Origin of the sequence: Luteimonas sp. MC1828 (assembly GCF_016461615.1) — a bacterium.
GTDB lineage: Bacteria > Pseudomonadota > Gammaproteobacteria > Xanthomonadales > Xanthomonadaceae > Luteimonas.
Window position 1 is genome coordinate 2,035,009 of the sequence record NZ_JAEMNY010000001.1, and the last position, 23,067, is coordinate 2,058,075.

The window sequence follows — 23,067 nt, forward strand, 5'->3', positions numbered from 1 at the left end:
TCGCGGCGCCGCGCCGTCACAATGGCGGGCGTAGATGGATGGGCAGGCGTTGGACATGCGGATCGGAATCGATTTCGGCACGAGTTACTCGGCCGCGGGGGCCGTGGTCGACGGCGAGGTGCAGCTGATCCGCTTCGGCGACCAGGCGCAGTTCCGCACCACGGCGTTCTTTCCGCAGCGGCTGCCGGACATCCACCACTTCGAGCTGACCGACGCGCTGCAGGACGAGGTGACGCGCTGGATGACCAGCGCGCGCGCCGACCAGACGCGCGAGATCGCGCGCCTCGAGCGCCTGCGGCAGTCGGCCATGGCGCTGCCGGTGCACCAGCGCGACGCCGCCCTGGCCCAGGTCCCGACCATGCGCAGGCGCGGCGAGGACGAACTCCGCCGCGCGGCGATCGCCGCCGTGCGCCGCGACTGGGTGGCCGGCGAGGTCCGCCAGGCCATGGACGCCAGGGCCGACCTGGATGACGCGCTGTACGGCGACGAGGCCGTGGATGCGTTCCTCGCGGCCGGCGAAGGCCACCTGGTGGTCTCGCCGAAATCGATGCTCGGCTACAAGCTCGAGTCGCATGCGCGCGACGTGCTGCTGGGCATCGCCACGCACGTGCTGCGCCACATCCGCACCACGGCCTCGGCGCAGCTGGGCACGGAGGTGCGCGCGGCGGTGATGGGCCGCCCGGTGCGCTTCCGCAGTTCCATGGAGGAAGCCGGCGGCGTGCAGGCGCTGGAGATCCTCACCGATGCCGCGCACGCGGCCGGATTCGAGGCGGTCGAGTTCCTCGAAGAACCGGCCGCGGCCGCCTACGACTTCCACCGCCGCAGCCCGCGCGCCTGCCGCACCATGATCCTCGACATCGGCGGCGGCACGACCGACATGGCGCTGGCCCTGGTCGGCGGCGACGCGCCGGCGCCGGTGATCCACGGCGCCTGGGGCGAGCCGGTCGGCGGCACCGACGTGGACCTCGAGCTGAGCATGCGCGGCGTCATGCCGCTGTTCGGCAAGAACGTCACCCGCACGGCCGTGCATCGCTACTACGAGGCATCCCACGTGCAGGACCTGCAGCGGCAGGCCAACTTCCACAAGGCGATCTTCGACGAAGTTGAAGCGCCCTACGGCGCGCGCCTGATGGCGTTGCAGCAGGCCGGCAACACCGTGCGCCTGAACCGCGCGGTGGAGCGGGCGAAGATCGAACTGAGCGGCATCGACCAGGTGAGGGTGGACCTGGACTACATCGAGGCGGGGCTGGCCTGCGATATCGACCGCACGCACCTGGCGGCCGCCGCCGAACGGCCGTTCCTGGCGCAGCTGCGCGCGCTGCTGCGCGAGGCCAGCGCCGGCGCGAGCGAGGCGCCGGAGGTGGTCTACCTCACCGGCGGCATGTCGCGCTCGCCGTATGTGCCGGCGCTGGTGGGCGAGGTGTTCCCGGGGGTGGAGATCGTGCGTGGCGACGCGTCGCTGGGCGTGGTGACCGGGCTCGCGCGCGCGGCTGCCGCCGCCGCCAACTGAGGCTCACCTGCGCGGAGATGGCGCCGCACGTTGCGATGCGCTCTTTTCGCGCGCCTCGCGGAACTCGCTGCCGTCGTCCCACGCGGGCCACGCGCTGGTATCCGCCACCGTGCGCACCAGTCGCAGCACCACTTCGGTATCCGCGGTCGGCCCGCGCATGTCCCAGCTGGCGTCGAAGTCGTCGCCGGGCTGGTGGTAGCGCTTGGCGAAGTAGTCCGCGCGCGCCGCCTTGCCGCCTTCCACGCCGCCGTCCAGCTGGTCCATGCCAGGGCCCACGGTGATCGCCGGCACGCCGGCCTGCGCGAACGCGAAATGGTCGGCGCGGTAGAAGAAGCCGGCTTCGAGATTCGGATCCGAGGAGTACGTGCGCCCTTCGGCCTGCGCGGCCGCCTGCAGGTCGCGCTCCAGCGACACCTTGCCCAGCCCCCAGCTCGAGATGTCGCGCGTCGGCCCGTCCGGGCTCCACATCTCCATGTTGATCGCGGCGGCGGTGGTCGCCAGTGGCCGCGCCGGGTTGGCCGCGTACCAGGTGGCGCCGAGCAGCCCGCTCTCCTCCGCGGTCAGCGCGACGAACAGCACGCTGCGCGCCGGCGGCGGGCCGGCTTTCATGACGCGCGCGATCTCGATCATCGAGGCGATCGCGGTGGCGTTGTCGACGGCGCCGTTGATGATCGCGTCGCCGCTCTCGTCCGGCGCACCGATGCCGAAGCTGTCCCAGTGCCCGGAGACGATGACGGTCTCGTCCGGCCGCGTGGCGCCGGGCAGCAGGCCGAGCACGTTGCGGCTGGTGATGCGGTCGCGCTTCACGTTGAACGCGACAGAGAGTTTCGCGTCGCCGAGCGGCTGCGCGCCGAAGCCGGGCTGCTGCGCACGGCGCTTCTCTGTGTCGAAATCGAGCCCCGCATCCGCGAACAGGCGCGTCGCGACCTCGCGCTGGATCCAGCCGCGCACCGGCAGGTGGTAGGTGGCCGCATCGCTGCGCACGATGTCGAACTGCGGCGCGGCGCGGCCGTTGCGCACGGTGGTCCACGGATACGCGGCCGGCGCGGTCTCGTGCACGATCAGCACGCCCGCGGCGCCGCGCCTGGCGGCTTCGATGTACTTGTAGGCCCAGCGGCCGTACCAGGTCATGGCGCGCCCGCCGAATTTGCCCGGCGCGGTCTCGAAATCCGGATCGTTGACCAGCACCACCACGACCTTGCCGCGCACATCCATGCCGGCGTAATCGTCCCAGCCGAGCTCCGGCGCGGTGACGCCGTAGCCGGCGAACACCAGCGGCACCTCGCGCATGGCCACGCTGCCGGCGGGGTGCAGGGTTTCCAACGCGATGTCGTCGCCGTTGGCCAGCGCGCGGGTGCGGCCGGCGACGTTGAACGAGGCGCTGACCGGGCCATCGATTTCGCTGCGCTCCAGCGTCACCGCCTGCGTCCAGCCGCCGTTGTCGCCCGCCGGTACAAGTCCGGCCTTTTCGAACTCGGCGCTGATCCAGGCGACGGTCTTGTCCTCGCCCGGGGTATTCGGCGCACGGCCTTCGAATTCATCGGACGCCAGCGCGCGCAGGTGCGCGGCCAGGTTGTCGCTGCTGACCGCGGCGACCGGCGCGCCTGCAGCGGCGTCTGCCGCCGCGTCGCGCGGCGCGGGGACGGCGCACGCGGCAAGCGCAAGTGCGACCACCAGGAGACCAGCTACACGCGCCATGGGCGTCATCCGTTTCTGCAGAAGGCCTGCATTGTGCTCCCCGGACGGCATGGCCCGCCCTGTCCGGATGTAAAAAGCATTTGACATGACGCCCACCCGATGTAAAGAATGTTTTACATCGAGCCAAGGGAGAGGGCGTTGTGAGCATCGGGCGTTGGGGATGGATCGGGCTTCTTGCGGTGGCGGGCACGGGCTTCTGGCTGCTGCTGGGCAGCGGACGGGTGTTCGGCCACGACATCGGCGGTATCGGCATGACCCTGCTGGTCGGCTGCACGTGGCTGGCGCTGTACGCGGTGTCTGCGGTTCCACGCGGCGAGTTCGAGCAGGGCGTGTCGCCCGGCGAATGGCGCGCGTGGATCGGATTCGCCTTCATGCTGGCGGCCACGCTCTACTTCCTCTCGCACGCCGAGGTGTTCCGCCTCGGCGAGCTGGCGCAGTCGCGGCGCGTGGCCACCAACCTGGTGCTGCTGCTGGTGGCGTGGAGCGTGCTGGGGCGGTTGATGGCCTCGCGCTGGAAGGACCGCGTGCAGGAGGACGAGCGCGACCGCGCCATCGAGACCCGCGGCGCGGCCTGGGGGCGCCATGCGCTCATCGGCGGCGTGATCGTGGTCGCGGTGCTGCTGGGCATCTCGCCGCCGGACCGGCTGGCGTGGGCCACGCACTTCGTGATCGGCAACCTGCTGGTGCTGGTGCTGATGCTCGGCTGGCTGGTCGAGTGCGCGGCGATCGCGGTGATGTACTGGCGGGACCGGTGGTGATTCGCGCGTCGCGGGCGCGGGGCTGACGCATGGCCGGGACACCGCTTGAAAACGACATCCGCCGCCTGCGCCTGGCGCATGGCGAGATGACCCAGCAGCAGCTGGCCGATGCCTGCCAGGTCACGCGGCAGACGATCCTCGCGCTGGAGGCGGGCCGCTACGCGCCGTCGCTGGAGCTCGCGTTCCGCATCGCGCGCGCGTTCGGGGTTGGCGTGGAGGACGTGTTCCGCTGGAAGCAACCGTGAGCACGCGCCAGTGCGCTGCCGCTGCAGCCGCCGCGGCCATGCGCTGGCATCGCCGGCTCAGGGCGTCGGCGGCGTCTTCTCCGCGCGCAGCGCCACCAGGATGCGCAGCCCCGGGCGTCCGTCGACCGGCGTGAAGCCCAACCGCGCCTGCTCGGCGGCAATCGCGCGCCGCGTCAGCGTGCCGACCATGCCGTCCGCCTCGCCGATCGCATGCCCGCGCGCCAGCAGCTGCTGCTGCAGTTCGCGGCGCTCGGCGCGCCCGATGCCCGGGTCATCCGTCGGCCAGGCCGTGGCGAACACGCCGCCGCCGCGCAGGCGGTCGGCGAGGTGGGCGATGGCCAGCGCGTAGCTCTCCGCCGCGTTGTACGAATAGATCGCGTCGAAGTTCTTGAACACCACGAACGCCGGCCCGCTGGTACCGGCCGGCAGCAGCACTGCGGCGCGCGCGTCCGCGGGCACGCCGTCGATGGCGCGGCCGTCGATTCGCCTGACGCCCAACGCCTGCCACTCCGACAGCGGCTTGCGGTTTGTCCGACCGGCGAGCGCGGCATTGAAGCCTTGCGGCAGTGCCACCTCGTAGCCCCAGGGCTCGCCACTGCGCCAGCCGGCGCGCTTGAGGTAGTTCGCCGTGGAACCCAGCGCGTCCGGAATGCTGCCCACCAGGTCGCGGCGTCCGTCGCCGTCGAAATCCACCGCGATGCGCTGGTAGGTGCTGGGCATGAACTGCGTATGCCCGAACGCGCCTGCCCAGGAGCCGGTGATGCCGGGATCCCTCAGGTCGCCCGCGGCCAGCAGCTGCAGCGTGGCGATGAACTCGCCCTGGAAAAACGCCTGCCGGCGCCCGAAGCACGACAGCGTGCCCAGCGACACCAGCAGCGGACGCTTGCCGAAGCTCCTGCCGTAATCGCTCTCCACGCCCCACACCGCGACCACCGTGGCCGGGTCCACGCCATGTGTCGCCTGCGCGCGGGCCAGCGTGGCGGCGTGTTCGGCGAGCATCGCCTGGCCATCGGCCACGCGCTGCGTGTCGACCAGCGCGGCCAGGTAGTCCCAGATCGGCGTGGTGAACTCCGGCTGCTGGTCGAGCAGCGGCAGCACGGTCATGTCGGGCGCGAGGCCCGCAGTGAAGCGGTCGAAACTGGCGGCGTCGACACCCTTGCCCGCCGCGCTGGCACGCAGGCCGGCCATGCAGCTGCGGAAATGGGCGAAGTCGGTTTCGCTCGCGGCAGGTTGCGCGGCAGCGGGGGCCGGTGCCGATGTCGAGACGGGCTCGGGCACGACCATGGCGGCGGTTGCGCCACCCGCGGGAGGCGCGGGCTGCGCTGGCTGCGCCACCTGTGCGCACGCCGGCTGCAGGACCAGCAGCAGCGAAAGCAGTGTGGGGATGATGCGCATCGGACGCTCCGTAATGGCCTCGGCGGATTGTAGGCATCGCCACCTGTACGCCCCGCACGCGACATTCACGGCCAACCGACCCGCGCTGCGTTTCCATCACCGCTCACTCGAGCAACGAGGTCGCGCAATGGACGCCTGGGCAAGCGATGAACTGTGGATCCTGGTGCGCGTGGCCGCGGCCATGGCGCTGGGCGGCGTGCTCGGCATCGAACGCGAGATGGGCCGCCATGCGGCGGGGCTGCGCACGCACATGATGATCGCCGGCGCCGCCGCGCTGATCGTCGGGCTGGGCGACGTGGTGGCCGAACACTTCGCGCAGGAGCACTACCGCGACCTGCTGCGCATCGATCCGGGCCGGCTGATCGAGTCGGTGGTGGCGGCGGTGGGCTTCGTCGGCGCCGGTGCGATCCTGCGCGCGCGCGGCGCCGACCAGGTGCACGGGCTCACCACCGCGAGCTCGCTGCTGATGGCCGCGGCCATCGGCATCGCCGCCGGTCTCGGCCATTACATCCTCGCGCTGGGCGCGTCGCTGCTGTGCGTGGTGGTGCTGGCGCTGTTCCGGCGGGTGGAGACGCGCATCGGCACCGCCGAACGCACTCCGCGCCGCTGAAGGGCGGGCACGCCGCGATTGCGGCATCATCGGGCCTCCCGTCGAGGAGTCGGCCATGGCTGTCAACCGCAATGCGGGCCGACACCGACGCAGTACCTGGGTGTGGCTTGCTGCAGCCCTGTGCCTGGTGGCGTTGTGGCAGGTGGTGGACCACGGTGGTCGCGAGGTCGCCGTCGACGGCATCGGCAACATGGCCACCGGCGCGCGCGACGCGCCGGCGCGCACACCGGCGCATGCCTTCCTCCCGCCGGAAGCCTTCAAAACGCTCGCCCTGATCGACCGCGGCGGGCCGTTCCCGCATCGCCAGGACGGCGGCGTGTTCCAGAACCGCGAGCGCCTGCTGCCGCAGCAGCCACGCGGCCATTACCGCGAATACACCGTGGCCACCCCCGGCGCCCGCGACCGCGGCGCGCGGCGCATCGTCACAGGTGGCGACCCGCCGCGCGAGTGGTACTACACCGCCGACCACTACGGCAGCTTCCGCGCCTTCGAGCGCACGGGGGATACGCCATGACCGACGTCGAGCTCGGTGCCCTGCTCGCCGATGCCAGCCAGGCCGGCAGCTACTTCGTCGATGCCCGCGACCGCGCGGCGCTGGTCGAGGCCGCGACCGCGCTCGACTTCGCCGTGGTCGCGATCAACCTCGAAAACGCCGAGGACAAGCCCGCGCTGCTCGAGGCGATGGCCGACGGCCTGCTGTTTCCGGAGTGGTTCGGCGGAAACTGGGACGCGCTGGCCGACTGCCTGGGCGACCTGTCCTGGCTGCCAGCGCGGCACGGCATGCTGCTGCTGCTCGACCACAGCGGCGACCTTCGCGACGGCGCCCCCGACGACTTCGCCACGCTGCTCGACATCCTCGACGAGGCAGCGAAGCAGCATGCCGCCGCGGGCGTCCCGTTCTGGGCACTGCTGCCGGTCGTCTCCACACCGTCTTAGCAATAAAACGACGCGTTGCAGACAAACGCGCCCGGATACTGGCGTCCACTTCAGTACGGGGAACCGCGCATGCCACGTCTGGCACTGACTGCCGCGATCACGCTTGCGATGTCGCTGTCGCTCGCCGCCTGCAAGGACGCGAACACCGATTACACAACCGTGGACGAAGTCCCGGCCGCAGAGTCGCCCCCGGTAAGCGAACCCGCCCCCGAACCCGCGCCGATGGTGGATCCGGCGCCCACCGACCCGATGCTGCCGCCGCCGATCGATCCCAGCCTGCCGCCGGTGGTCGACCCCACCGCACCGCCGGTGGACGAGACGCAGCCGGCGCCGCCGTCCCCCGAAGATCCGATCCGCGAAACGGCGCCCCCTCCCCCGACTTCATGAGGCGCTGACGCGCCACTCTCTCTCCAAGGGATCGAAGTCGCGTTCCCGCCCCATCAAGGGCGGGATTTTTTTGCCTTGCGTCCGCGCGGCGACTTCAGCAGGCGCAGCGTCGCCTGCTCCCACTGGCGTGCGCCGCGCGCGTCGCGCACCAGGCGCGCCAGGCGGCCGTCGCGCCAGGCGGCCAGCACCGTCGGATCCACATAGGCCTTGCGGCATATCGACACCGTATTGCCGAGCAGCCCGGCCACTTCGGCCAGCACCCCGCTTTCGGCCGCCGCCAGCGCGCGCTCGGCCGGCGGCTTTGCGCCGCGCCCTTCGGGCGGCGGCGTGGCGGCGAACAGCCGCGTGGCGTGCAAGGTGCCACCCCAGGTGCGGAAGTCCTTGGCGGTGAAGTCGTCGCCCATCGCGGTGCGCAGGTAGTCGTTGACCAGGTCGGAGGTCACCGGCTGCGGCGCGCCGTCGTCATCGCGGTACTGGAACAGCTGCTGGCCCGGCAGCTGCTGCACGCCGCGCACCAGTCTGGCCAGGCGGCGGTCGTCAAGTTCGATGTCGTGGTCCTGGCCGCCCTTGCCGCGGAAGCGCAGCCGTGCGCGGCCGCCGGCGAGGAACGCGACATGCCGGTTGCGCAGGGTGGTCAGGCCATAGGAGCGGTTGCTGCGCGCGTAGGCGTCATTGCCCACGCGCACCAGCGTGTCGGCCATCAGCGCGACAACGATCGCCAGCACCTTGTCGCGCGGATATCCGGGCAGGCCCAGGTCGGTGCGCAGCCGGCGCCGCAGCCGCGGCAGCGCCTCGCCGAACGCCACCACGCGCTCGAACTTGCCGTCGCCGCGCACCTCGCTCCAGCGCAGGTGGTAGCGGTACTGCTTGCGGCCGCGCGCGTCGCGCCCGGTCGCCTGCAGGTGGCCGCGCGGCGAGGCGCAGATCCAGACATCGACATAGGCCGGCGGAATCGCCAGCGCGCGGATCCGCGCCAGCGTGTCGGCATCGCGCACGGTGCGGCCGTCGGCATCGCGGTAGCTGAAGCCGCGCCCGGCGCGGCGGCGCGCGATGCCGGGTTCGGCGTCGCTGACGTGAACCAGTCCGGCGGCCTTCGCGGCGCCCGCATCGGGATTGTCGGCGGCGTCGCGGGCTGCAGGCATCCGGCGACGCTATGCGCGCCGTCGTGAGCAGCCGATCAAGACAGGCCTCAGCGGCGCATGTCGCCCACGAAACGCAGGAATTCAGCGCGCGTGCGCGCATCGTCGCGGAAGCCGCCCAGCATGGTCGAGGTGACCATGCTCACGCCGCGCTTGTGGATGCCGCGCGTGGTCATGCACTCGTGGGTGGCTTCCACCACCACGCCCACGCCGCGCGGCTGCAGCACGTCGTGGATCACCGCGGCGATCTCCGCGGTCATCTTTTCCTGCACCTGGAAGCGGCGCGCGAACGTGTCCACCACGCGCGCCAGCTTGCTGATGCCGACCACCTTGCCGTCGGGCAGGTAGCCCACGTGCGCGCGGCCGATGATCGGCGCCATGTGGTGCTCGCAATGGCTCTCGAACTCGATGTCGCGCAGCACGATCATCTCGTCGTAGCCGGCAACTTCCTCGAAGGTGCGCTCCAGGTACTCGCGCGGATCGTCGGCGTAGCCGCTGAACCAGTCGCCATAGGCATCCACCACGCGGCGCGGGGTGTCCAGCAGGCCTTCGCGCGCCGGGTTGTCGCCGGACCAGCGCAACAGCGTGCGCACGGCGTCTTCGGCCTGTTCTCGGGTGGGCTTGCTGGGGTCTGCCACGGGGGCGCTCGCTGCGACGGCGGGACCGGCATCCTAACGCACGTGGCTGTTTTCCATCTCGCGCCAAGTGTGTTCCAGCACCGGCAAGACCTCGCTCCACAGCAGCCGCGAGCCCTGCGAGTCGGTCTGCCAGTCGGCCTCCAGCGCCAGCAGGTCGGCGCGCCTGTCGAAGCGCTCGATGCCGAACCGGTAGGCCGGCGCGTAGTCGGACCACGTCATGCCGTAGATGTAGTACGGCGTGGTCTTGTAGACCTGCTCGAAATGGCCGAGGTCGCCGCGCGGGTCCAGCGCTTCGGCGGTCTTGTGCCCGGCCACCGCCGCAGCCGCGCCAGCGGCGACCGCACCCACGGCGGCCCCGATCGGCCCGCCGACCAGGCCACCCACCGCGGCACCGACCACACCGCCCGCGAGCGCGCCGCTACCCGCGCCCAGCACATGGTCCTTCTTCAATGTGCTCATCTCGTGGCCTCCGCTGGCCGAAAAAAGGCACGGCCGATGGCTCCGACCTTAGGCGCAGCGCGGTTCGGCAGGCGTGAAGCGACGGGCTGCCGGGCGGCGCCGCGGCGGGCGCCGGCGCACGCGGTTTTGCCCCGGCGGCCGCAGGCGCGACAATGGCAGGTCACGCAGCGCCGTCGCCGGCGCGCGCGCCCCATTCCCCGGATGCGAGCCGACATGCCCAAGACCCCGCAGATCATCTACACCCTGACCGACGAAGCCCCCGCGCTCGCCACCCGCTCGCTGCTGCCGATCGTGCAGGCGTTCGCCGCCACCGCCGGCATCGACGTGGCCACGCGCGACATCTCGCTCTCCGGCCGCATCCTCGCGCAGTTCCCGGAGCGGCTCGCCGCAGGCCAGGTGATCGCCGACGACCTCGCCGAGCTCGGTGCGCTGGCCACCACGCCCGACGCCAACATCATCAAGCTGCCCAACATCAGTGCCTCGGAGCCGCAGCTGCGCGCCGCGATCCGCGAACTGCAGGAGCAGGGCTTCGCCGTGCCCGAATACCCGGAGCATCCGTCCACCGACGAGGAGCGCGACATCCGCGCCCGCTACGACCGCGTCAAGGGCTCGGCGGTGAACCCGGTGCTGCGCGAGGGCAACTCCGACCGCCGCGCGCCGGCGTCGGTGAAGGGCTACGCGCGCAAGCACCCGCACCGCATGGGCGCGTGGTCGGCGGAGTCGAAGTCGCACATCGCGCACATGGACGGCGGTGATTTCTACGGCAGCGAGCAGTCGGCCACGGTGGCCAAGGCCGGCGCGCTGCGCATCGAACTGGTGCAGGCCGAAGGCGGCACCACGGTGCTGCGCGACCAGGTGGCCGTGCAGGCCGGCGAAGTGGTGGACGCGTCGGCGATGTCGATGGCCGCGCTGTCCGGCTTCGTGGATGCCGCGATCGAGGACGCCAAGGCCGAGGACGTGCTGTTCTCGCTGCACCTCAAGGCCACGATGATGAAGATCTCCGACCCGATCATGTTCGGGCAGGTGGTCCAGCGCTTCTTCCGCGACACCCTGGCGAAGCACGCCGGTGCGCTGGAGCAGGCCGGCTTCAACGCCGACAACGGCCTCGGCGACCTGTACGCCGCGATCGCCACGCTGCCCGCCGACACCCAGGCCGCGATCCGCGCCGATCTGCAGGCCGAAGCCGCGCAGCGCCCGGGCCTGGCGATGGTCGATTCCGACAAGGGCATCACCAACCTGCACGTGCCGAGCGACGTGATCGTCGACGCCTCGATGCCGGCGATGATCCGCGACTCGGGCCGCATGTGGAACGCGGCCGGCAAGCTGCAGGACACCAAGGCGCTGATCCCCGACCGCTGCTATGCCGGCATCTACCAGGCGGTGCTCGACGACTGCAAGGCACACGGCGCGTTCGACCCGGCCACCATGGGCAGCGTGCCCAACGTCGGCCTGATGGCGCAGAAGGCCGAGGAATACGGCTCGCACGACAAGACCTTCCGCATCGCAGCCGACGGCACCGTGCGCGTGGTCGACCAGGACGGCGGCGTGGTGTTCGAGCACGCGGTCGCCGCCGGCGACATCTGGCGCATGTGCCAGACCCGCGATGCCGCGGTGCGCGACTGGGTGAAGCTCGCGGTGAGCCGCGCGCGCCTGTCGTCCACGCCGGCGGTGTTCTGGCTGGATCCCGCGCGCGCGCACGACGTGCAGCTCAAGGCCAAGGTCGAGCAGTACCTCGGCGAGCACCACGTGTCCGGCCTCGATATCCGCATCCTCGCGCCGGTCGAGGCGATGAAGCTGTCGCTCGAGCGCATCCGCGCCGGCCAGGACACGATTTCGGTCACCGGCAACGTGCTGCGCGACTACCTCACCGACCTGTTCCCGATCATGGAGCTGGGCACCAGCGCCAAGATGCTGTCGGTGGTGCCGCTGATGGCCGGCGGCGGCCTGTTCGAGACCGGCGCCGGCGGCTCCGCGCCCAAGCACGTGCAGCAGTTCGTGGCCGAGGACTACCTGCGCTGGGATTCGCTGGGCGAGTTCCTGGCGCTGGCGGCTTCGCTCGAACACCTGGCGCAGCACAGCGACAACCCCGCGGCCGGCGTGCTGGCGCGCGCGCTGGACAAGGCGACCGGCGAGTTCCTCGCCAACGACAAGTCGCCGTCGCGCAAGCTGGGCGGCATCGACAACCGCGGCAGCCACTTCTATCTCACCCTGTACTGGGCACAGGCACTGGCCGCCCAGGGCGAAGACGCCAAGCTGAAGGCGACGTTCGCGCCGCTGGCCGAAACGCTGGCGCGCGATGAAGCGGCGATCGTGGCCGAGCTGGCCGCGGTGCAGGGCCAGCCCGTCGACATCGGTGGCTACTACCGCCCCGACCAGGCCAAGGCCGCGGCCGCCATGCGCCCCAGCGCGACCTTCAACCGCGCGCTGGACGCACTGGCCGGCTGAGCCCCGCCACCGGCGCGAGGCCCTGCCGCGCGCCGAATTCGCGCCTGTGTCCCGTTCAGGCGCGGCGCCCGTGACCGATCACACGGGCGCTGCACGGGCATCCCCCGCACAATGGCCGCTCATCCTGAATGCGGAGAGCGCCCCCGTGCGAACGCCTTTCACCTGCACCGCCCTGGCCCTCGGCCTCGCCCTCGCGCTCGGCGCCTGCTCGCCGCAGCACGCCTCCGCGCCCGTTGCCGCCACCGCCAGCACCCAGCAGGTCGAAGCCGAGTCCGCGCGCCTCAACGCCTGGTTCGATGCCCAGTACGAAGAGCTGCTGCAGGCCAGCCCGATGCAGCTGACCTTCCTCGGCCGCAAGGAGCACAACGACCGCCTCGACGACGTGTCCGAAGCCGCCGTGCGCCAGCGCCTGGCCTGGCTGGAAAAGTCGGTCGCCGCGATGGAAGCCGGCTTCGACCGCGACCTGCTGGACACCGAGACCCGCCTCTCCTGGGACCTCTGGAAGCGCCAGTACGAAAGCATGCGCGACGGCATGCCGTTCCTGACCAACGGCTACGCGTTCGACCAGATGAACGGCATGCACAGCGGCCTGCCGACGTTCCTCATCAATTTCCACAAGGTCGACAGCGAGCAGGACTACCTGGCGTACATCTCGCGCCTGCGCGCCGTGCCCACCCTGTTCGGGCAGCTGCTCACCCAGGGCCGCGCGTCCGCCGCCAAGGGCATCGTGGCCCCGAAGTTCGCCTACGAAGGCGTGATCGAGCAGTCGCGCAAGGTGGTGGCCGGCGCGCCGTTCGACAGCGGCGCCGACAGCGCGCTGTGGGCCGACGCGCAGGCCAAGGCCGACGCGCTCGCCCTGGCCGGCACCATCAGCGCCGAACGCGCCACCGCGCTCAAGGCCGAAGCACGCACCGCGCTCGTCGAGCAGGTGCAGCCCGCCTACGCCGACGTGATCGCCTGGGCCGAAGCCGCGCTGCCGACGGCGCTGGTCAACCCCGCCGGCATCGGCACCACGCAAAGCAACGGCGCCGCGTACTACGCCTACCTGCTGCGCGAAAGCACCACCACGTCCATGACCGCGGACGAAGTCCACCAGCTCGGCCTCGCCGAAGTGGCACGCCTGCGCGGCGAGATGGAAGCGGTGAAGCAGCGCGTCGGCTACGAAGGCGACCTGCAGCAGTTCTTCACCTTCCTCGATACCGACGAGCAGTTCCGCTATCCGGAGACCGATGCCGGCCGCCAGGCCTACATCGACGAAGCCACGCGCCTGATCGACAACATCGAGAAGCAGCTGCCGAAGTACTTCGGCCTGCTGCCCAAGGCCGGCCTGGAAGTGAAGCGCGTGGAGGCGTTCCGCGAGCAGCCCGGCGCCGCGCAGCATTACTACCCCGGCACGCCGGACGGCTCGCGCGACGGCGTGTACTACGCGCACCTCTCGGACATGGCGGCCATGCCCAGGACCGAGCTGGAAGTGATCGCGTACCACGAGGGCCTGCCCGGGCATCACATGCAGATCTCCATCGCGCAGGAGCTCGAGGGCGTGCCGACCTTCCGCCGCCAGCTGTTCTCCACCGCCTACACCGAGGGCTGGGGCCTGTATTCGGAATGGCTGGCCAAGGAGATCCCCGGCACCTACCAGGATCCGTACTCCGAGTTCGGCCGCCTGGGCTCCGAGATCTGGCGCGCCATCCGCCTTGTGGTGGACACCGGCATGCACGCCAAGGGCTGGACCGAGCAGCAGGCGGTGGACTATTTCCGCGAGAACAGTTCGGCGCCGCTGACCGCGATCCGCTCCGAGATCCAGCGCTACCTGATCATGCCGGGCCAGGCCACCGCCTATAAGGTCGGCATGATCCGCATGCAGGCGCTGCGCGCGAAGGCCGAAGCCGAGCTGGGCGACCGCTTCGACATCCGCGGTTTCCACGACACGGTGCTCGGCGGCGGCGCGATGCCGCTGGACCTGCTGGAGCAACGCGTCGACGGGTGGATCGCGGAGCGCAAGGCGGCGGGCTGAGGCGGGCTAGCCGGGAGGGCCCGTGGTGGCCGGGGCTCCGCGTAGCCCGCGGGTACTGGAAAGCGTCCGCCAGATCGCGGGGTGTGCCTGTGCTCTTCAAAGCACCGCGGATTGCTGCGCACCGCCTTTCATGCGGTCTTCCCCGGCACACCCACAGACTCACGGCTCCCGTCATTCCGGAATGTCCTGCATGGGCCTGTTCTCCAAGATCGCCGACCGCATCTTCAATCGCAAAGCCGACACGCCGGCCTCCGCGCCGGCCAGCGGCAAACCAGCACCCGTCATCTTCGAGGGCAGCCGCAACGATCCGCAGGTGTCTCCGCCCGCGCTGCGCTCGGCATCCGCGGTGACGCCGACGGCCTCTGCCCCGGAGCCGGTCGACGTCGAGGCCGTGCTGCGCGACATGGCCCAGGCCAAGGGTGGCGACAGCGACTGGCGGCGCTCCATCGTCGACCTGCTGAAGCTGCTTGACCTCGACTCCAGCCTGGCCGCCCGCAAGGAGCTGGCCGCCGAACTCGGCATCGACGCCGGCGCGCACGGCAGCGCCGAACAGAACATCGCCCTGCACAAGGCGGTGATGCGCAAGCTCGCGGAGAACGGCGGCAAGGTGCCGGCCGACCTGAGGGACTGAGCCGCCACCCGCGCGCCTCATGGTTCAGGCAGCAGCGGGCCGGCGCGTTACGATGCCGCCCCCCAGGTCGCACGCTGCAGATGCTTCATGCCGTTCCGCCAATCCGACGCATTCCAGGCGGCATGAGCCACGCGTCGCGCCAAGCCGATGCCGTGGCGCGGGCCCGGAGCGAGCGCCTGCAGCGCGGGACGGCCGTGGTGCTGACAGCGTTGCTGCACCTGCTGGCCCTGCTGCTGGCGCTGTCGAGGCCGCCGGTGCCCGTCGCGCCGCCCGAGGGCAGTTCGGGCGGCGGTGATGCGCTGCAGGTGACGTGGATCGACGAGGCGCCGCCGTCGCCGGCACCTGCACCGCCTGCACCTCCCGTGGCCACCCCGGCGCCTCGCAAGGCCCCGCCCAGGCCCGCGCGCGCGCAGCCGATCCCGGTCGTGCAGGGCGAGGACCCGGTGCAGCCCGCACCACCCGTACCGCTGGCGGCCGCCGCCGCGCCGGCCCAGGCGGCCGTCGAAAGCCCGGTTCCGCCGACGCAGCGCCCCGCCCAGCTGCGCGGCCAGCCGCCGGGCATGCGCCTGGAGGACCTCGCCCGCGCCAGCGCCGGTCCGTCCCGGCGCCCCGCCGTCAACCGCGGCCGCGGCAACGCAGCCAGGGCCTCGGGCGTCAGCCTGGAGGTGGATGGCTACCAGGTGCTGTACGAGCCGCTCGGCGAGGCCCGGCTGCGCGAATGGCGCGACCAGGGCATGACCGAGCTCTTCCTTCCGCTGCCCGGCACGCACCGCTACATGGTGTGCGCGCTGGAGATCGTGGTGCGGCGCGGGTCCGGCCCCTGCCGCATGGTCGAGCCCGATGCGCCGGAGCTGGCGACCATCGGCGATGCGCGCCAGGTCATCCTCATGCAGCGGGTCTACCGGCTGGGCGACGAAGTCTGGAGCGGACCCGGCCCGTACCGGTGAGCCGTGTCTTGGAGGATGATCCCCTGTCCCTCACCGCCCGGAGCACCACCCCGATGTTTCGCACGCTTCTGCTGTCCTCCGCGATCGCCCTGGCCCTGAGCGCCTGCGACCGCACCGCCACCGAGTCCCCGATGCCGAATACCGCCCCCGTTGCCACCGCGCCCACGCAGGGCGAGAACCCGCTGCTCGCCGCCAGCACGCTGCCGTTCCAGGCGCCCGTGTTCGACCGCATCCAGGACAGCCATTACCAGCCGGCGATCGAGGAAGGCATGCGCCAGCACCTCGCCGAGGTGCGCAAGATCGCCGACAACGCCGAGGCGCCCAGCTTCACCAACACCATCGAGGCGCTCGAGCGCAGCGGTGCGCTGCTGATCCGCGCCCGCAGCATCTTCTCGGCCATGACCTCGGCCAACACCAACCCCACGCTGCAGGCCGTCGATGAAGCGCTGGCGCCGAAGCTGGCGGAGCACGCCGACGCCATCCACCTCGACCCCGCGCTGTTTGCCCGCGTGAAGTCGCTGTACGGCCAGCGCGCCGACCTCGGCCTCACCCCCGAGCAGGTCACAGTGCTCGAGCGCACCCATGAGGACTTCGTCCGCGCCGGTGCCGAACTGGATGCCGCCAAGCAGGCCGAGCTGCGCAAGCTCAACAGCGAGGAGTCGTCGCTGACCACCGCGTTCTCCAACAAGCTGCTGGCCGCCAACAATGCCGGCGGCGTGCTGGTGGAAGACGTCAAGAAGCTTGACGGCCTGTCGGAAGGCGACATCGCCGCCGCCGCCGAAGCCGCCAAGGCCGCCGGCAAGGACGGCCAGTGGCTGCTCGCGCTGCAGAACACCACCCAGCAGCCGGTGCTCGCCTCGCTCAAGGACCGCGCCCTGCGCGAGCAGGTGATGGCCGCCTCGCTGGGCCGCGCCGAAAAGGGCGACGGCAACGACACCCGCGCCACCATCCAGCGCCTGGCCGAACTGCGCGCGCGCAAGGCGGAGCTGCTGGGCTACCCGAGCTACGCCGCCTACGGCATCGCCGACCAGATGGCCGTCACCCCCGAGGTTGCGCTCAAGCTGCTCACCGACACCGTGCCCGCCGCCACCACGCGCGCCAAGGCGGAGCTGGCGAAGATCCAGGCCGTGGTCGACGCGCAGAATGGCGGCTTCACCGCCGGCGCCGCCGACTGGGACTTCTACGCCGAGCAGGTGCGCAAGGCCGAGTACGACCTCGACGAAGCGCAGATCAAGCCCTACTTCGAACTCGACCGCGTGCTCAAGGACGGCGTGTTCTTCGCCGCCGAGCAGCTGTACGGCATCACCGCGAAGGAGCGCACGGACCTCCCCGTCTACCACCCCGACGTGCGCGTGTTCGACATCTTCGACGCCGACGGCAAGCAGCTGGCGCTGTTCTACCTCGACCCGTTCAAGCGCGAGAGCAAGCAGGGCGGCGCGTGGATGGGCAACTTCGTCGAGCAGAACGGCCTGACCGGCGACATCCCGGTGATCTACAACGTCGAGAACTACACCAAGCCCGCCGCCGGCCAGCCGGCGCTGCTGAGCTGGGACGACGTGACCACGCTGTTCCACGAGTACGGCCACGCCCTGCACGGCATCTTCTCGAAGACCACCTATCCGAGCGTGGCCGGCACCAACACGCCGCGCGACTTCGTGGAGTTCCCCTCGCAGTTCAACGAGCACTGGGCGCTCGACCCGAAGGTGTTCGCCAACTACGCCAAGCACCACCAGACCGGCGAAGCGATGCCGCAGGCGCTGGTGGACAAGATCGTCAAGGCGCGCACCTTCAACCAGGGTTACGCGACCACCGAATACCTGTCGGCCGCACTGCTCGACATGGCGTGGCACACGCTGCCGTCCGGTGACGCGAAGAAGGACGTGGACACGTTCGAACGCGAGGCGCTGGCGAAGTACAAGGTGGACATGGCCGCGGTGCCGCCGCGCTACCGCACCAACTACTTCAGCCACATCTGGGGCGGCGGCTATGCGGCCGGCTACTACGCGTACTTCGGCGCGGAAGTGCTCGACCACGACGCGTTCCAGTGGTTCCGCGAGAACGGCGGCCTGACGCGCGCGAACGGCCAGGTGTTCCGCGACAAGATCCTGTCGATCGGGCAGTCGCGCGACCTCGGCACGGCGTACCGCGAGTTCCGAGGCAAGGAGCCGAGCGTGGAGCCGCTGCTGGAGCATCGCGGGCTGAAGTAAGCCGCGGTTTCGACCGTCGCACCGAGTAACGAAGGCCCGCGATCGCGGGCCTTCGTTCTTTCAGGCGAGGCGGGCCGCACGCCCGTCGCGCCGCGGATAAACTGCCGCGACACAGGGGAACGCGATGAGCGACGAGACCGTACCGCAGCCCGGCAACGACAGCCCGCCGCCGGGCAGCCGCATCGCCTTCGAGCGCCTGCGCGAGCGCACCGACGAGCTCGAGCTGATCATCTCGGGCCTGCTGGCCTTCGCCCTGCTCACCGTGCCCGGGCGCATCTTCGACAGCTGGGCGACCAACGCCATCCACGTCGAAGGCCTGTTCGAGTACGCGCTGCAGTTCGGCTTCCTCGTCAGCGCCGGGCTCAGCTACGCGCTGGCCTTCGCCTTCATCATCCACCTCGCGATCCGCGGCTACTGGATCGGGCTGATCGGCCTGAAGTCCACGTTCCCCGCCGGCATCCGCTGGGAGCGCGTACCGTTCATGGGTACGGTGGCGCGCGCGTTCCACCAGGAGCGCGTCGGCGACCTCGGCAGCACCATCGACCGCGCGGACCGCGCCGCTTCGATCCTGTTCGCCATGACCATCCTGATCGCGCTGACCATCGCCTGGGTGGGCGTGCTGGCGGTCGTGCTGATCCTGCTGGGCGGCCTGATGGGTTCGGCGTTCCACGGCGGGCAGCGCGCAATCCGCGTCATCCTGGTGGCGGCCTACGTGCTGTTCCTGCTGGCCAGCCTGGCGCCGGTGGTGCTCGAGCGGCTCATCGCCCGCAGGGAGGCCGCCGGCAAGCCGTCGCCCGGCCTGCAGCGCACGGTGCGCGGACTGCTGCGCTTCCTCGGCATCGTGATCCCGCAGCGCCTGATCGCGCCGGTCCAGCTCACGCTGCAGAGCAACCTCAACGGCCGCAGCTTCATGGCGGTGTACGTGGTGGTGATCGCGCTGGCCATGCTGATCGGCAGCGTGCAGGTGGTGAACTCGGCCATGTTCTCGATGATCAACCGCTATGACGTGCTGACCGGCGAAGCCGTCGACCACGGCATGCTCAGCGCGCACTACGAATCGCTGCGGTCCGAACACGACCTGCTGCTGCGCTACCCGATGATTCCCGCCGACCGCATCGCCGAGGCGCACCTGCGGCTGTTCATCCCGCACCAGCCCAAACGCGACAACCCGCTCGCGCGCGAGCGCTGCGCGGCGCTGCCCGAGGGCCGCAACACCGCGGAAGGCCCCGCTGCCGCCGCGCTGGCACACGCCTGCATCGCGTCGTTCTGGCGCGTGACGCTGGATGGAAAGGCGCTGCCGCTGGACGACTTCGTGCCCATCGAGCGCCGCGACCTGGGCATGCGCGGACTGGTCGGCTACGTGCCCATCGGCGCGCTGCCCCCGGGCCGGCATGACCTCTATCTGGCGTGGAACGCCGACGGGGAGAAAGAGGGTCCGCTGCGGCGGCGCGAGTACCGGATCCCGTTCTGGTTCACGCCGGGCATCGAGCAGGGCGTGCGCTGAGCGATGGCCCTGCTGTTCTTCCTCGTGCTGGTGGCGCTGTCCTGGGGGCTCGGCGCCCTGCTGCTGTGGCCGCGCACGCGCCGGATCGGCGCGGTGTTGCCGTGGCTGGGAGGCGCACTGGCGCTGGGCGTGGTGGCCTGCCTGGCCTGGGGCTTCGTGGGCATCCTGCGCCATGCCGACTGGCAGGCGCTGTCGAATGCGCAGGCCGTGCACCGGCTGTTCGGCGACGGGACCCTGTGGTTCGTCGGCACCGGCTGGCCGCTGCTCGACCGGGTCGCGAACATCTATCTCTCGCTCGACATCGCCTTGACGCTGCTGGCGCTGTGCGCCGCCACGCTGCGCGGCTGGGTGTTCTGGGCCGGCGTGGCCGAACGCCGCAGGCAGGCGCGCGTGCGCCGGGGGCGCTGACGCGGCCGTAGCGCGGAGTCAGTCCGCCGCTTCGGGCGGCCCGAGGCTGCCGCGGCTGTACATGCCGGAGCGGTCGAAGCAGCAGGCGCGGCGCTGGCCCGACGCCAGCTTGTCGCAGGCGGTGGCGATGCGCTTCACGCGGGTCTCGGCCTTCTTGCCCGAGGTGACCCACTGGATCCAGTCGCGGCGGGCGATCGGGGTGATGTCATCCCAGGTGGCCCTGGCGGCGGGCTGGGCGGACAGCGCGGCGCGGAGGTCGGGCGGCACCTTGGGCTCGGGCTCCCTTGCGACCGTTGCGATTTCCAATGCGACCGTGTCGCCAGCCTGCACGCCGGCGGCTTCGAGCAGCGCCTTGTCGACTTTCAGCCAGTGGCTGCCTTGGCCGTCGGGCTCCAGGGTGGCCTGGAATGGCGCTTTGACGAAGGTGCCCTCCACCGTGACCTGGCTGCGGGTGGGCAGCCTGGCGCTCGCGGCTTCGGGCAGGACGAGGAAGGCCCACGTGGCGTTCTTCGGCTGCAACGGCCGGTGAAGGCTTGCCTCGAAGCGGACGACGGCGGGCGCGTTGCTGACCATGCGGAAACCTTAGCATCGGGGCGAGCGGCAGGGTGGCCCAAGGCACTGTGCTAGAATCGCCGCTGTTTCGCGCATTTCGCCGCCAATCGCTTCGTTTTCAACGACGTTTCGGCCCATCCGGGGCCGCCATTGGCGTGGCCCGCCGCGCGAACCCATGCCCGGTATCGGCAGGAACGGAGCCAGGCTCCGGTCGGAGTTCCGACGTGTTGTTCCTAGCGGTCCATCGCGCGCAGCCCGCTGCGGCCGGGCACCTGTGCGCCTGCCTGCCGGCGCGACACACCAAGGAGATGACACCAGCATGACCCAACGAATCGCCGTCCTCGGCGCCGGCCCCAGCGGCCTGGCCCAGCTGCGCGCCTTCGACGCCGCCCGCCGCGCCGGCGCCGACGTCCCCGAAGTCGTCTGCTTCGAAAAGCAGTCCGACCTTGGCGGCATGTGGAACTACACCTGGCGCACGGGCCTGGACCAGCACGGCGAGCCGGTGCACGCCAGCATGTACCGCTACCTGTGGTCGAACGGACCCAAGGAGTGTCTGGAGTTCGCCGACTACAGCTTCGAGGAGCACTTCGGCCGCCCGATCGCCTCGTATCCGCCGCGGCCCGTGCTGCGCGACTACATCATGGGCCGCATCGAACGCAGCGGCCTGCGCGACCAGATCCGCTTCAACACCGCCGTGCACGCGGTGGAATACAGCGAAGAGACGGGCAAGTTCACCGTCACCGTGCGCGAGCTCAAGGACGACCGCATGGTGAGCGAGGAGTTCGACTGGGTGGTGGTGGCCACCGGGCATTTCTCCACGCCCAACGCGCCCGCGTTCGAGGGCCTGTCGCAGTTCCCCGGCCGCGTGCTGCACGCCCACGACTTCCGCGACGCCTGCGAGTTCACCGGCAAGGACCTGCTGCTGATTGGCAGCAGCTATTCGGCCGAGGACATCGGCACGCAGTGCTACAAGTACGGCGCCAAGTCGGTGACCTTCAGCTACCGCAGCGCACCGATGGGCCACGACTGGCCGGAGGCCTTCAGCGAGCGTCCGTTGCTGACGCGCGTGGAGGGCAATACCGCGCACTTCGTCGACGGCAGCAGCCAGGACGTGGACGCGATCATCCTGTGCACCGGCTACCAGCACCACTTCCCGTTCCTGCCGGACGAGCTGACCCTGCGCACCGCCAACCGCCTGTACCCGCGGGAGCTGTACCAGGGCGTGTTCTGGATCGACAACCCGAAGCTGGTCTACCTGGGCATGCAGGACCAGTACTACACGTTCAACATGTTCGACGCCCAGGCGTGGGTGGCGCGCGACGTGATCCTGGGCCGCACCGCGCTGCCCGACACCGACGCCATGCGCGCCGACAGCGAGGCCTGGTTTGCGCGCGAGAACGCCTGCGCCGGCGCCAACGACGACATCGATTTCCAGACGGCCTACGTGCGCGACCTGGTCGACCGCACCGACTACCCCGAGTTCGCGATCGAGAAGGTGGCCGAGATGCTCAAGGAATGGCAGCGCGATAAGCAGGCCGGCATCCTCGACTACCGCGACAAGAGCTACCGCTCCACGATCACCGGCACGCTGGCGCCGCGGCACCACACGCCGTGGATGGAGGCGATGGACGACTCGCTGCAGGCGTTCCTGGAAGACCCGCGCGAGCTGGAGGACCAGCTTGAGGTGGAGCAGGTGCCGGTGGCTGCGGTGCCTTCGGTGGCTGGGGCTGTCGGCTTTGCCGAACCGCTCCGCCGCCGCGCCTGAGCGCGGCAGTTGCGGTGGCCGGCTTCAGCGCTTGAGGCCGGCCACGATCTCCGACACGTCGACGCCCAGCTCGAGCTGCACGCGCACGAACTCGCGCTCCTTGCGGGACAGGACTCGGCCGGCTTCGAGGCGTACGTCCTCCGCCTGAAGGATGCGCATGATCCGCGGCAGCGCCGAGCCGATGGCATCGGGGCCGTAACCGGCTTCGCGGAGGGCGGCGCGGATGAGTGCTTCGACTTCCATGGGGGATCCTGGTGGTGCGGGGGGCGGGGCATTGTGGGGCATGTGGGGTAGTACCGACGCCGGGGCTGTCCGCCCGAATAGGCCCGGGCTCCGCTCGAATAGACCCGCGCTCCGCTCAAATAGGCCGACGTTCCGACCAAATAGGCCCGTGCTCCGCCCGAATAGACCGGCGCTCCGCACGAATAGACCGGCGCTCCGCCCGAATAGGCCGGCGCACCGCTCGAATAAGCCGGCGCTCCGCCCAAATGGGCCCATGCTCCGCTCGATTAGGCGCGCGATCCGACCAAATAGGCCGGCGCCCCGGGCAAAAAAAAGCGGAACGGGTCAGTCCGTCGCAGTCGGCGGCCCGAGAATGCCGCGGCTGTACATGCCGGGGCGGTCCAAGCAGCAGGCGCGTCGCTTGCCCGAAGCGAGCCTGTCGCAGGCCGTGGCGATGCGCCTTACGCGAGTCTCGGCCTTCTTGCCGGAGGTCATCCACTGGATCCAGTCGCGGCGCGCGACGGAGTGATGTCATCCCAGGTGGCCTTTGCGGCGGGGTGGGCGGCCAACGCCTCACTCAATAGCTAGAAACGTGTA

General features: G+C 70.7%; 22 protein-coding genes and 1 pseudogene. 15 read left to right on the forward strand and 8 right to left on the reverse strand.

The window, feature by feature from the left end; translation table 11 throughout:
• Nucleotides 1–55 precede the first annotated feature (55 nt).
• Nucleotides 56–1,510 (forward strand): Hsp70 family protein, encoded by a 1,455-nt coding sequence (locus JHB91_RS09375; protein WP_199472520.1) that lies wholly within the window; start codon nt 56–58, stop codon nt 1,508–1,510.
• 3 nt (nt 1,511–1,513) lie between these two features.
• On the opposite strand, the gene JHB91_RS09380 is transcribed toward JHB91_RS09375, so the two are convergent.
• Nucleotides 1,514–3,208 (reverse strand): M28 family peptidase, encoded by a 1,695-nt coding sequence (locus JHB91_RS09380; protein ID WP_199472521.1) that lies wholly within the window; start codon nt 3,206–3,208, stop codon nt 1,514–1,516.
• A 140-nt stretch (nt 3,209–3,348) separates the two neighbouring features.
• Between JHB91_RS09380 and JHB91_RS09385 the strand changes: the two genes are divergently transcribed.
• Together JHB91_RS09385 and JHB91_RS09390 are read left to right on the forward strand one after the other, a co-directional pair.
• Nucleotides 3,349–3,966 carry a hypothetical protein gene (locus tag JHB91_RS09385; protein ID WP_199472522.1) on the forward strand — a complete coding sequence of 206 codons (618 nt, stop codon included), beginning with the start codon at nt 3,349–3,351 and terminating at the stop codon, nt 3,964–3,966.
• A gap of 29 nt (nt 3,967–3,995) precedes the next feature.
• Nucleotides 3,996–4,211, forward strand: coding sequence for a helix-turn-helix transcriptional regulator (locus tag JHB91_RS09390; protein WP_199374522.1), 216 nt, complete (start codon nt 3,996–3,998; stop codon nt 4,209–4,211).
• A gap of 57 nt (nt 4,212–4,268) precedes the next feature.
• Here the strand turns inward: JHB91_RS09390 and JHB91_RS09395 are convergent, their stop codons facing one another.
• Entirely contained in the window at nt 4,269–5,606 is a 1,338-nt protein-coding gene (locus JHB91_RS09395) for a lytic murein transglycosylase (protein ID WP_233398544.1), read from the reverse strand.
• Between the two features lie 127 nt (nt 5,607–5,733).
• On the opposite strand from JHB91_RS09395, the gene JHB91_RS09400 reads away from it, so the two are divergent.
• The 4 genes from JHB91_RS09400 to JHB91_RS09415 all read left to right on the forward strand — a co-directional run bounded on the left by JHB91_RS09400 (nt 5,734) and on the right by JHB91_RS09415 (nt 7,539).
• Nucleotides 5,734–6,216, forward strand: a complete 483-nt coding sequence (locus JHB91_RS09400; protein WP_199472523.1) for an MgtC/SapB family protein — start codon at nt 5,734–5,736, stop codon at nt 6,214–6,216.
• 55 nt (nt 6,217–6,271) lie between these two features.
• Nucleotides 6,272–6,730, forward strand: coding sequence for a ribonuclease domain-containing protein (locus JHB91_RS09405; RefSeq protein ID WP_199472524.1), 459 nt, complete (start codon nt 6,272–6,274; stop codon nt 6,728–6,730).
• The gene (locus JHB91_RS09410) at nt 6,727–7,152 is read left to right on the forward strand and encodes a barstar family protein (protein ID WP_199472525.1); all 426 of its coding nucleotides are present in this window, start codon (nt 6,727–6,729) and stop codon (nt 7,150–7,152) included. The genes JHB91_RS09405 and JHB91_RS09410 overlap by 4 nt, the downstream gene beginning before the upstream one ends.
• Before the next feature lie 69 nt (nt 7,153–7,221).
• Nucleotides 7,222–7,539 carry a hypothetical protein gene (locus tag JHB91_RS09415; protein ID WP_199472526.1) on the forward strand — a complete coding sequence of 106 codons (318 nt, stop codon included), beginning with the start codon at nt 7,222–7,224 and terminating at the stop codon, nt 7,537–7,539.
• Nucleotides 7,540–7,592: 53 nt separating this feature from the next.
• On the opposite strand, the gene JHB91_RS09420 is transcribed toward JHB91_RS09415, so the two are convergent.
• From JHB91_RS09420 to JHB91_RS09430, 3 genes are read right to left on the reverse strand one after another with little or no spacing between them, the layout of a single operon-like run.
• Nucleotides 7,593–8,681: a DNA topoisomerase IB gene (locus JHB91_RS09420; protein ID WP_199472527.1), complete on the reverse strand. Its 1,089-nt coding sequence runs from the start codon at nt 8,679–8,681 to the stop codon at nt 7,593–7,595.
• A 47-nt stretch (nt 8,682–8,728) separates the two neighbouring features.
• Complete coding sequence (gene folE, locus JHB91_RS09425) at nt 8,729–9,316, reverse strand: GTP cyclohydrolase I FolE (protein ID WP_199374510.1); 588 nt, start codon at nt 9,314–9,316, stop codon at nt 8,729–8,731.
• Nucleotides 9,317–9,349: 33 nt separating this feature from the next.
• The gene (locus JHB91_RS09430) at nt 9,350–9,775 is read right to left on the reverse strand and encodes a hypothetical protein (protein ID WP_199472528.1); all 426 of its coding nucleotides are present in this window, start codon (nt 9,773–9,775) and stop codon (nt 9,350–9,352) included.
• 213 nt (nt 9,776–9,988) lie between these two features.
• Here JHB91_RS09430 and JHB91_RS09435 point away from each other — a divergent pair, with 213 nt between their 5' ends.
• The 7 genes from JHB91_RS09435 to JHB91_RS09465 all read left to right on the forward strand — a co-directional run bounded on the left by JHB91_RS09435 (nt 9,989) and on the right by JHB91_RS09465 (nt 19,931).
• Nucleotides 9,989–12,220 (forward strand): NADP-dependent isocitrate dehydrogenase, encoded by a 2,232-nt coding sequence (locus JHB91_RS09435; RefSeq protein ID WP_199472529.1) that lies wholly within the window; start codon nt 9,989–9,991, stop codon nt 12,218–12,220.
• Nucleotides 12,221–12,365: 145 nt separating this feature from the next.
• Entirely contained in the window at nt 12,366–14,234 is a 1,869-nt protein-coding gene (locus JHB91_RS09440; RefSeq protein WP_199472530.1) for a DUF885 domain-containing protein, read from the forward strand.
• A 190-nt stretch (nt 14,235–14,424) separates the two neighbouring features.
• Nucleotides 14,425–14,865: a DUF3597 domain-containing protein gene (locus tag JHB91_RS09445; RefSeq protein ID WP_199472531.1), complete on the forward strand. Its 441-nt coding sequence runs from the start codon at nt 14,425–14,427 to the stop codon at nt 14,863–14,865.
• 122 nt (nt 14,866–14,987) lie between these two features.
• Nucleotides 14,988–15,812 carry a type II toxin-antitoxin system RelE/ParE family toxin gene (locus JHB91_RS09450; protein WP_199472532.1) on the forward strand — a complete coding sequence of 275 codons (825 nt, stop codon included), beginning with the start codon at nt 14,988–14,990 and terminating at the stop codon, nt 15,810–15,812.
• A gap of 53 nt (nt 15,813–15,865) precedes the next feature.
• Entirely contained in the window at nt 15,866–18,019 is a 2,154-nt protein-coding gene (gene dcp, locus JHB91_RS09455; protein ID WP_199472533.1) for a peptidyl-dipeptidase Dcp, read from the forward strand.
• Nucleotides 18,020–18,143: 124 nt separating this feature from the next.
• The gene (locus tag JHB91_RS09460; RefSeq protein ID WP_199472534.1) at nt 18,144–19,523 is read left to right on the forward strand and encodes a hypothetical protein; all 1,380 of its coding nucleotides are present in this window, start codon (nt 18,144–18,146) and stop codon (nt 19,521–19,523) included.
• Between the two features lie 3 nt (nt 19,524–19,526).
• On the forward strand, nt 19,527–19,931 hold the full coding sequence (locus JHB91_RS09465) for a hypothetical protein (protein WP_199472535.1): 405 nt from the start codon (nt 19,527–19,529) through the stop codon (nt 19,929–19,931).
• A gap of 18 nt (nt 19,932–19,949) precedes the next feature.
• On the opposite strand, the gene JHB91_RS09470 is transcribed toward JHB91_RS09465, so the two are convergent.
• Nucleotides 19,950–20,504: a YdeI/OmpD-associated family protein gene (locus tag JHB91_RS09470; protein WP_199472536.1), complete on the reverse strand. Its 555-nt coding sequence runs from the start codon at nt 20,502–20,504 to the stop codon at nt 19,950–19,952.
• Between the two features lie 298 nt (nt 20,505–20,802).
• Here JHB91_RS09470 and JHB91_RS09475 point away from each other — a divergent pair, with 298 nt between their 5' ends.
• Nucleotides 20,803–22,248 carry an NAD(P)/FAD-dependent oxidoreductase gene (locus tag JHB91_RS09475; RefSeq protein ID WP_199472537.1) on the forward strand — a complete coding sequence of 482 codons (1,446 nt, stop codon included), beginning with the start codon at nt 20,803–20,805 and terminating at the stop codon, nt 22,246–22,248.
• A gap of 24 nt (nt 22,249–22,272) precedes the next feature.
• On the opposite strand, the gene JHB91_RS09480 is transcribed toward JHB91_RS09475, so the two are convergent.
• Both JHB91_RS09480 and JHB91_RS09485 read right to left on the reverse strand, forming a co-directional pair.
• Nucleotides 22,273–22,491, reverse strand: a complete 219-nt coding sequence (locus JHB91_RS09480) for a polyprenyl synthetase (protein WP_199472538.1) — start codon at nt 22,489–22,491, stop codon at nt 22,273–22,275.
• A gap of 324 nt (nt 22,492–22,815) precedes the next feature.
• Nucleotides 22,816–23,042, reverse strand: a pseudogene (locus JHB91_RS09485) (YdeI/OmpD-associated family protein); the annotation flags it as partial.
• Nucleotides 23,043–23,067 lie beyond the last annotated feature (25 nt).